Origin of the sequence: Actinomyces sp. HMSC08A09, assembly GCF_001807465.1 — a bacterium.
Taxonomy (GTDB): Bacteria; Actinomycetota; Actinomycetes; order Actinomycetales; family Actinomycetaceae; genus Actinomyces; species Actinomyces oris.
In genome coordinates this window covers 1-7,315 of record NZ_KV789146.1, presented here as the reverse complement: position 1 = coordinate 7,315, position 7,315 = coordinate 1, and the positions used below count along the sequence as shown (strand labels likewise).

Sequence of the window (7,315 nt, the reverse complement as noted above, 5' to 3'; positions counted from 1 at the left end):
AGGGCGCAGGCGATCAGGCCCCGGTGGTCGTGCACGACCTCGTGATGCCACAGGAGGACGATGGGCCGGATCGCGAGGAGCTGCTGACGGAGCGGAACGCCCTGGTCGATCGGGTGAAGGAGCTGAGCCCGCTGCTGCGCGACATCCATCAGCCGGTCCTGGAGATAACGGCAGCGATCAACGACGTGAAGGCCCGCATCGACGAGATCGACGCGGAGCTGCTCGACCGTTCGGTGTCGGCGGCGGCGAAGCTGCTCGCGGACGTCGAGGAGCCGGTCGGCACCGCGGAGCGCCGCGAGGTGGTCGAGGCGAAGTGGAAGGTGTTGGACGTGGACCGCCGCCGGATGCTCGTGGACGAGCTGGTGACGGTGACCATCGAGCCCATCACGCCCGGTCACGTGAAATTCGACCCCGACCTGATTCGGATAGAGCCGCGTCGCGACTGACTCATGAGTCGACTCGTCATTGCAATGGTGAGTCGACTCGTGGGAGAATGGTTGCAGACAAGAAGATCCCACCGGGGCCGCGACTTAGAAGCGCGGGGTTCTGCTCCCGGATGAGTAGCCGGTCAAACAGCCCAATTACCGTGGCGGGGAACCGGAAGATACTCATGTCTGAGGACTTCCGATGTCTGTCGTTATCGACGTTCCCCGCGCATCCGCGCTCGACCGCCCTGGCCTCGATCAGGGCTCCACTCCTTCTCCGCAGGCAGACGGCCTCGATCCCGTCATCGCCGCCGCTCGTGCTGCTGGTCGTCTGGCCGGTGAACGCCTGGCTCGCACGCCCCTGACCCCGCGACAGCGCGCCGCGGTCGCCGCCGTGATGGGCGGTGGTCACTGATGAGCGCCAACTCCGCCGCCTTCGACCACGTGAACGGCTTCCGCTGGCGACAGGGCGACCCCTCCCTCGCCGAGTCCGAGGCACGTCTCTACGACCTCGGCGTGCTCCGCTCCGTGCTGGAGGAGTCCGTCGAGATCGCCGTCGCCGTCGCCGTCGCCGACGCCCGCGCTCCGTCGCGTGGCCTCGTGGGATCATTTTGGGTCTCATTTGGGGGTCAATAGGGGGTCATTTAGGCGCCGCACTCTCTCTGAGGCCCTCCGCGCTGTCCGCGGCGGGGGTGGTCGCCGTGGCTAAGCAGGAGAACAACCCGACGAGCATCGGGCTCACGCAGTACCTCGATCCGTCGTACTGGACCTGGGCTGCCGAGGACCCGAACGGGGCCGCGCTGCTCCAGCAGGGAGCCGAAGCGATCCTCGCCTACGTGGTGCAGCGGCTCGAGGCCACCGGCTGCGAGGTCGTCGAGGCCTACGGCATCGTGCATGACAAGGACGAGCGCGAGGTCTGGAGCGACACGGAGAAGGCTCTGGTGATCGAGCCGAAGCCCGATCACCTGCACGCGGTCATCAAGTTCGCCAGCCGTGCGAAGAGCGCACCGCTGGATCGGCTCGCGTTCGGCATCGGCGTCGAGCCCCAGTACGTCGAGAAGCCGGGCCGCGGGCGGTACGCCTACGACAACATGCTGTCGTATCTGACGCACGTGAAGTACGCGGACAAGCACCAATACGCGCCTTCGGAGGTCGCTACGGTGCGTGGGCCTGACTACCTCGGGATCGACGCCCAGCGTCGGGAGACCTGGCTCAAGGGGCGCGCGCACGTGAAGAAGAAGGTCGTCGCCGAGAACTTCGAGGACATGCGCGAGCGCGTGCTCCAGGGCGAGTTCACGCGGGATCAGATCATGCTCACGGACGAGCTGTTCGACATCTACTCGCGGCATCAGCGGGAGATCGACGACGCGCTGTCGGCCTACGGCCAGCGCCGCGCATACCGGGCGGCGGCGAAGCTCCGCGCCGGTGAGTTCTCGACGCACGTGGTGTTCGTCCATGGGGATGCCGGGATCGGCAAGACCCGGTTCGCCACGGACTTCATCACCGAGGCGATCAACGCGGCGAACGCGCACGGCGAGCGGTGGCAGGTCTACCGGGCCGCGACGGGGAACCCGCTTGATGACTGGCGAGGCGAGGAGGTGCTGCTGCTGGACGATCTGCGGGCCTCGGCGATGGATGCGAACGACTGGCTGCTGCTGCTTGATCCGTACAACGCCTCGCCTGCGAAGGCTCGGTACAAGAACAAGGGCGAGGTGGCCCCGCGCCTTATCGTCATCACGGCGACGATCGAGCCTGTCGAGTTCTTCTACTACGCCCGCCAGAAGGGCAACGTGGACGAGGCGTTGGACCAGTTCATCCGCCGCTTGGCCTCGGTCGTGAAGGTCTATCGTTCCGACGACATCAATCGTTACCTCGTGCAGCACATTGGGAAGATCGAGCCCTACGAGTGGCACCAGTGCAGCATCCCGACCGCCGCACACACGCCCGGCATGTACGGCAACGCGTATCACCAGAACGTCGGGTCGCGGGAACTGACCTACGGTCCGGAGACCTCGGCGGAACATGACGCTGAGGGCGCGGTTGCTGAGCTGCTGGGCGGGCTCGCGGTGCGGAGCCCTGACGTGCCGCTGGCGCTGATCGGAGGTGCCGCATGAGCACCGAACGCGATGCGCTCTTCCAGGGGGTCGAGGGGGCCGGAGGCCCCTCGCAAGCAGCCGGGGAGGACATGAGCGCCAGCGAAATGTCCGACACGGCTACTGCTTGCCACTCTGGCGTACAGGTGGAGCAGCAGACCGACTCCCAGGTGAACACCGGTCGGGCTGATGCGGAGGCTGTGCGTCAGAGTCACGGCGGCGCGAAGCGTCGTCGTGGGGGCCGCGCGAAGCTCGATACCGACTTCGGAGAGGAGACGCTCGCGGCGCTTCGCACTCGTGCGAAGCGGCTCGGGCTGGCTCCGAGCACGTGGGTGCGGACCGTCGTCCGGGATGCCCTCCACGCCTCTCGGAGCGAGGAGTTGGACGCCGCCGTGGCCGCGCACCTGCTCGGGGTCGAGGCGCGGGTGCAGGCGTCGGCGGATGCTCGCGAGCTGGCCGCGCAGATTCGCCCGCTGGCGATCAACGTCAACGACCTCGACCGCCGGGCGCGGGCTGGTGAGTCAGTGGCGCTGTCGGCGGAGGTGCCCGAGCTGATCGAGTTGCTGCGCGAGGTCCGCGCCCTGCTCGGGGATCGGGCGGCCTCATGAGCACCACGCACTACAGCGCGAGCGCCAGCGCCGCCGACACGGAGCGCTATATCCGTGGCAAGGAGGACGAGCGGGGCATCGCGATCACGTGCGATGTGCCGGGAGGCCCCGGCGCGTTCTCGGCGCGCGCTCGGTCGCTCACGCAGAACACGACGCGCGAGGTCGAGGCGGTGCATTACCGCCAGTCGTTCAGCGACGAGGAGTTCGACCCGAAGAGTCCGGAGGACGTGCAGCGGGTGAACGATCTCGGTTATCAGCTCGCGAAGAAGATGCACCCGGATTCCGACTGCCTCGTAGTCAGTCATGTGGATGGGCGGGGCAAGAAGCCGCACAACCACATCTTGGTCATCAACCACAACAACCGGACGGGGAAGGCGCTCTCGGACTATCGCACGTTCCACGACCGCAAGGCCGGGAATCAGCGGGGCGTCCAGTCGGCGAACGACCAGCTGATGCGAGAACACGGGCTCTCGGTCGTGAAGCGGCTGGAGCACGCACCGAAGGACTGGGAGCTGCGCCGCGAGGACTTCGCCGAGGGATCGCTCGACCGCGAGATGGGCGACCGGATGAGCGCGGCGCTGGCCGATCCCCGGGCGGTGGACAAGGCCGGTCTGGTCTCGGTGATCGAGGAGCAGAACCAGCGGCTCGGCGATGACGGGGAGCGGGTGCCGCGGATGCGGTTGCACAGCCCCGTCAGCAAGAAGGGCAAGCGCGCCGGGCAAGAGACCTGGACGCTCTACATCGAGGATCGCCGCGGCGAGTCCGGCCGCGCCGAGCGCCGCAAGCGCGCGAGCGCCCTCTCGGCGGACTTCACCCCGGAGGGCGCGCAGGCGTTCTTCGACTACCAGCAGCAGCAGAAGGAGAAGGAACATGAGCGCAGCGCTCGACAGGCTGAAGCAGCAGAACGAGCCCGAGCAGTCGCAGCAGCAGCTCGGCAGTCCGGAGACGATGGAGCTGTTGACCTCGATCCTCGCCGCCGTCGAGGCGCAGAACACGAGGATCGCCACGCTGACCGAACAGCAGAAGAAGCTCGCGGGGTTCGTGAAGGTCATGGACGAGGAGACGACGAGGCGGCTGGAGCGGATCACGGCCCCGGCGTCGACCTCCTCGCCCTCCAGCGACGTGTCCGCGAGGATCGCGAGTATCGAGAGCAGGCAGAACGAGATCGCGAGCACGCTCGGCGAGTTCGCGCAGAGTCTCAACGGCGAGAGCTTGAACGCCGCTTCGCGGAGCTTGGTCGCGGAGGCGCAGAAGAATCGCGCGGCTACGGCCTCGGCGATTGAGGGTCTGAAGGCGCAGGTCACAGCGAACCAGAAGCTCGTGAGCCAGGTCGGCGGCGCGGTCCAGCGGATCGAGAAGCGCACCGAGGAACGGGTCGAGAAGGCTGTCGAGCAGGTCGCCGGGGAGGCTTCGGCCACGATGACCGCGAGCCTCGACGCCTCGAACGCGCGGGCGGAGCGGATCATCGCCGCGACGGCGAAGCTGGAGGCGCGACAGCTCTGGTCCGCCGCCGCCGCGATGTGCCTCGTTCTCCTGCCGGTGGCCGTGGTCGTCGCCGGTCTCTGGATGGGCATCGCCGGGCTCATCACGGGTGTTCAGTGGGCGCTGGACGTGGACGGGAGCGTGTGGCTCGGCATCGGCCGGTGGCTCGTGGTCGGCGCTGGCCTCGCCGGGGCCGGCTACGGGCTCTTCGCGTCCGTCCGCTGGGTTGCGGGTCTCGTGGAGACCTGGAAGGGCCGCGGGATGCCGAAGTGGCCCCGCTGGCGCAAGAGGTGATCACGCCTCACGAGGGCAAGCGCGCGCAGCGCGTGCGGCAGCCGCGACAACTGGACATTAGGTCAGCGGCCGCTGTATAGTTCAGTGCATGCTGACCATTGCTTCGCGTCTTGACGTCATGAACCGGCTCGGCCGGGCCATGGCCGACCCGACGCGCTCCCGCATCCTGATGTCCCTGCTCGACAGCCCGAGCCACCCCGCGGTGCTCTCGCGCGAGCTGGGGCTGACCCGCTCGAACGTGTCCAACCACCTGACCTGCCTGCGCGACTGCGGGATCGTGGTCGCCGAGCCCGAGGGCCGCCAGACTCGCTACGAGATCGCCGACCCGCACCTGGCCGCGGCGCTGACGGCACTGGTCGATGTGACCCTCGCCGTGGACGAGAGCGCGCCGTGCATCGACCCGGCCTGCTCGGTGCCGGGCTGCTGCGCCGCGAGCAGTTCGGGGGACGCCTCGTGAGCGCCGCCTGCGGCTGCGACGAGCCGACGACCAGCCCCGCGGACGAGGCAGAGGAGGCAGAGCGCCCGTGGTGGCGTGATCCCGGCCTGGTCGTGCCGATCCTCTCCGGCGTCGCGTTCGGCACCGGCCTGGCGCTGGAGTGGTCGGGGCTGCACATCGCGGCGCTGGTCGCGTTCTGGGCGGGCCTGCTGCTGGGCGCGTACACGTTCGTGCCCGGTGCGATCCGGAATCTCGTTGTGAAGCGCAAGCTCGGGATCGCGCTGCTGATGACGATCAGCGCCGTGGGCGCGGTGATCCTCGGCTACGTCGAGGAGGCGGCCGCGCTGGCGTTCCTCTACTCGATCGCCGAGGCCCTGGAGGACAAGGCGATGGACCGCGCCCGCGGCGGGCTGCGCGCGCTGCTGAAGCTCGTGCCGGAGACCGCGACCGTGCTGCGCGACGGGACCTCCGCCTCGGTCCCGGCCAGGGAGATCGCCGTCGGCGACGTGCTGCTGGTCCGCCCTGGCGAGCGGGTCGCGACCGATGGGCTGGTCCGCTCGGGCCGGTCGAGCCTGGACACTTCGGCGATCACCGGTGAATCGATCCCGGTCGAGGTCGCGCCCGGAGAAGCGGTGTCGGCGGGCGCGATCAACAGCGCCGGCGTGCTGGAGGTCGAGGCGACCGCCGCGGGCACCGACAACTCGCTGACCACGATCGTGGAGCTGGTAGAGCAGGCCCAGGCCGAGAAGGGCGACCGAGCCCGGATCGCTGACCGGATCGCCCGCCCGCTGGTGCCCGGCGTGATGGTCCTCGCCGTCCTCGTCGGCGTGCTCGGGTCCCTGCTCGGCGACCCGGAGACCTGGATCACCCGCGCCCTGGTCGTCCTCGTCGCGGCCAGCCCCTGCGCGCTGGCGATCGCGGTGCCCGTCACCGTGGTCTCCGCGATCGGCGCGGCGACCAAGTTCGGCGTCGTCATCAAGAGCGGGGCCGCCTTCGAGCGCCTCGGCGGCATCCGGCACCTGGCCGTGGACAAGACCGGCACTCTGACCCGCAACCGGCCCGAGGTAACCGCCATCGTCGCCGCCCATGGGTTCGACGATGCGCAGGTGCTTGCTTGGGCTGCCGCCGTGGAGCAGCACTCGACGCACCCACTCGCCGCCGCCATCGCCGCCGCGGGCCGGGGAACCCCCGCCGCGCAGGACGTGGCCGAGGAGGCCGGGCACGGCATCGGTGGCCTGGTCGACGGCCGCAGGGTGGCGGTGGGCAGTCCGCGCTGGATCGACGCCGGTCCGCTCAAGGCCCGGGTCGAGGACCTGGAGGCCGAGGGGCAGACCTGCGTGCTCGTCACCGTCGACGGCTTCCTGGCCGGGGCGATCGGCGTCCGCGACGAGCTGCGCCCCGAGGTCCCCGAGGTCGTGCGGACCCTGCGCGACCAGGGCGTCGAGGTGAGCATGCTCACCGGCGACAACTCCCGCACCGCTGCTGCGCTGGCGAAGCTGGCCGGGATCGGCGACGTGCACGCCGAGCTGCGTCCCGAGGACAAGGCTCGCATCGTCGCCGGGTTCTCGGAGACGTCGCCGACCGCGATGATCGGCGACGGCATCAACGACGCGCCCGCCCTGGCCGGGGCGACCGTGGGCATCGCGATGGGCGCGACCGGCTCCGACGCCGCGATCGAGTCCGCCGACGTCGCCTTCACCGGCCACGACCTCGGCCTCATCCCGCAGGCTCTGCGCCACGCCCGCCGCGGCGGCAGGATCATCAACCAGAACATCGTGCTGTCCTTGGCGATCATCACTGTGCTGCTGCCGCTGGCGATCACCGGCGTGCTCGGCCTGGCAGCGGTCGTCCTCGTGCACGAGGTCGCCGAAGTCGTCGTCATCGCCAACGGACTGCGGGCTGCGCGTGCCCGCAAGCAATAGGTGTTCCGTCCAACGCCATAACTCAGACATGCGCTATGAGAACCCGCTCTACCTG

General features: G+C 69.3%; 8 protein-coding genes and 1 pseudogene. All 9 read left to right on the top strand.

The features are described from left to right. A pseudogene (locus HMPREF3165_RS10315) lies at positions 1-446 on the top strand (hypothetical protein); the annotation flags it as partial. Positions 447-627: 181 nt separating this feature from the next. After that, a complete protein-coding gene (locus HMPREF3165_RS13030) occupies positions 628-840 on the top strand; it encodes a hypothetical protein (RefSeq protein ID WP_003780572.1) in 213 nt (70 codons plus the stop codon). Continuing rightward, positions 840-1,061, top strand: coding sequence for a hypothetical protein (locus tag HMPREF3165_RS10305; protein WP_070513186.1), 222 nt, complete (start codon positions 840-842; stop codon positions 1,059-1,061). Before HMPREF3165_RS13030 ends, HMPREF3165_RS10305 begins: the two co-directional genes overlap by 1 nt. 56 nt (positions 1,062-1,117) lie before the next feature. Then, the gene (locus HMPREF3165_RS10300) at positions 1,118-2,539 is read left to right on the top strand and encodes a Rep family protein (protein ID WP_070513183.1); all 1,422 of its coding nucleotides are present in this window, start codon (positions 1,118-1,120) and stop codon (positions 2,537-2,539) included. Continuing rightward, positions 2,536-3,126: a hypothetical protein gene (locus HMPREF3165_RS10295; RefSeq protein WP_009212769.1), complete on the top strand. Its 591-nt coding sequence runs from the start codon at positions 2,536-2,538 to the stop codon at positions 3,124-3,126. Before HMPREF3165_RS10300 ends, HMPREF3165_RS10295 begins: the two co-directional genes overlap by 4 nt. After that, entirely contained in the window at positions 3,123-4,409 is a 1,287-nt protein-coding gene (locus tag HMPREF3165_RS13025) for a relaxase/mobilization nuclease domain-containing protein (protein WP_083303291.1), read from the top strand. The genes HMPREF3165_RS10295 and HMPREF3165_RS13025 overlap by 4 nt, the downstream gene beginning before the upstream one ends. Positions 4,410-4,446: 37 nt before the next feature. Further along, positions 4,447-4,902, top strand: a complete 456-nt coding sequence (locus tag HMPREF3165_RS13020; protein WP_017195603.1) for a hypothetical protein — start codon at positions 4,447-4,449, stop codon at positions 4,900-4,902. An 88-nt stretch (positions 4,903-4,990) separates the two neighbouring features. Beyond that, complete coding sequence (locus HMPREF3165_RS10285; protein WP_003780589.1) at positions 4,991-5,359, top strand: Cd(II)/Pb(II)-sensing metalloregulatory transcriptional regulator CmtR; 369 nt, start codon at positions 4,991-4,993, stop codon at positions 5,357-5,359. Then, positions 5,356-7,260 (top strand): heavy metal translocating P-type ATPase, encoded by a 1,905-nt coding sequence (locus HMPREF3165_RS10280; protein ID WP_003780583.1) that lies wholly within the window; start codon positions 5,356-5,358, stop codon positions 7,258-7,260. The genes HMPREF3165_RS10285 and HMPREF3165_RS10280 overlap by 4 nt, the downstream gene beginning before the upstream one ends. Positions 7,261-7,315: the final 55 nt, after the last annotated feature.

Bases quoted from the DNA above. Each gene is read 5' to 3' on its own strand.
- HMPREF3165_RS13030 (WP_003780572.1), top strand. From the start codon at position 628: ATGTCTGTCGTTATCGACGTTCCCCGCGCATCCGCGCTCGACCGCCCT.
- HMPREF3165_RS10305 (WP_070513186.1), top strand. From the start codon at position 840: ATGAGCGCCAACTCCGCCGCCTTCGACCACGTGAACGGCTTCCGCTGG.
- HMPREF3165_RS10295 (WP_009212769.1), top strand. From the start codon at position 2,536: ATGAGCACCGAACGCGATGCGCTCTTCCAGGGGGTCGAGGGGGCCGGA.
- HMPREF3165_RS13025 (WP_083303291.1), top strand. From the start codon at position 3,123: ATGAGCACCACGCACTACAGCGCGAGCGCCAGCGCCGCCGACACGGAG.
- HMPREF3165_RS10285 (WP_003780589.1), top strand. From the start codon at position 4,991: ATGCTGACCATTGCTTCGCGTCTTGACGTCATGAACCGGCTCGGCCGG.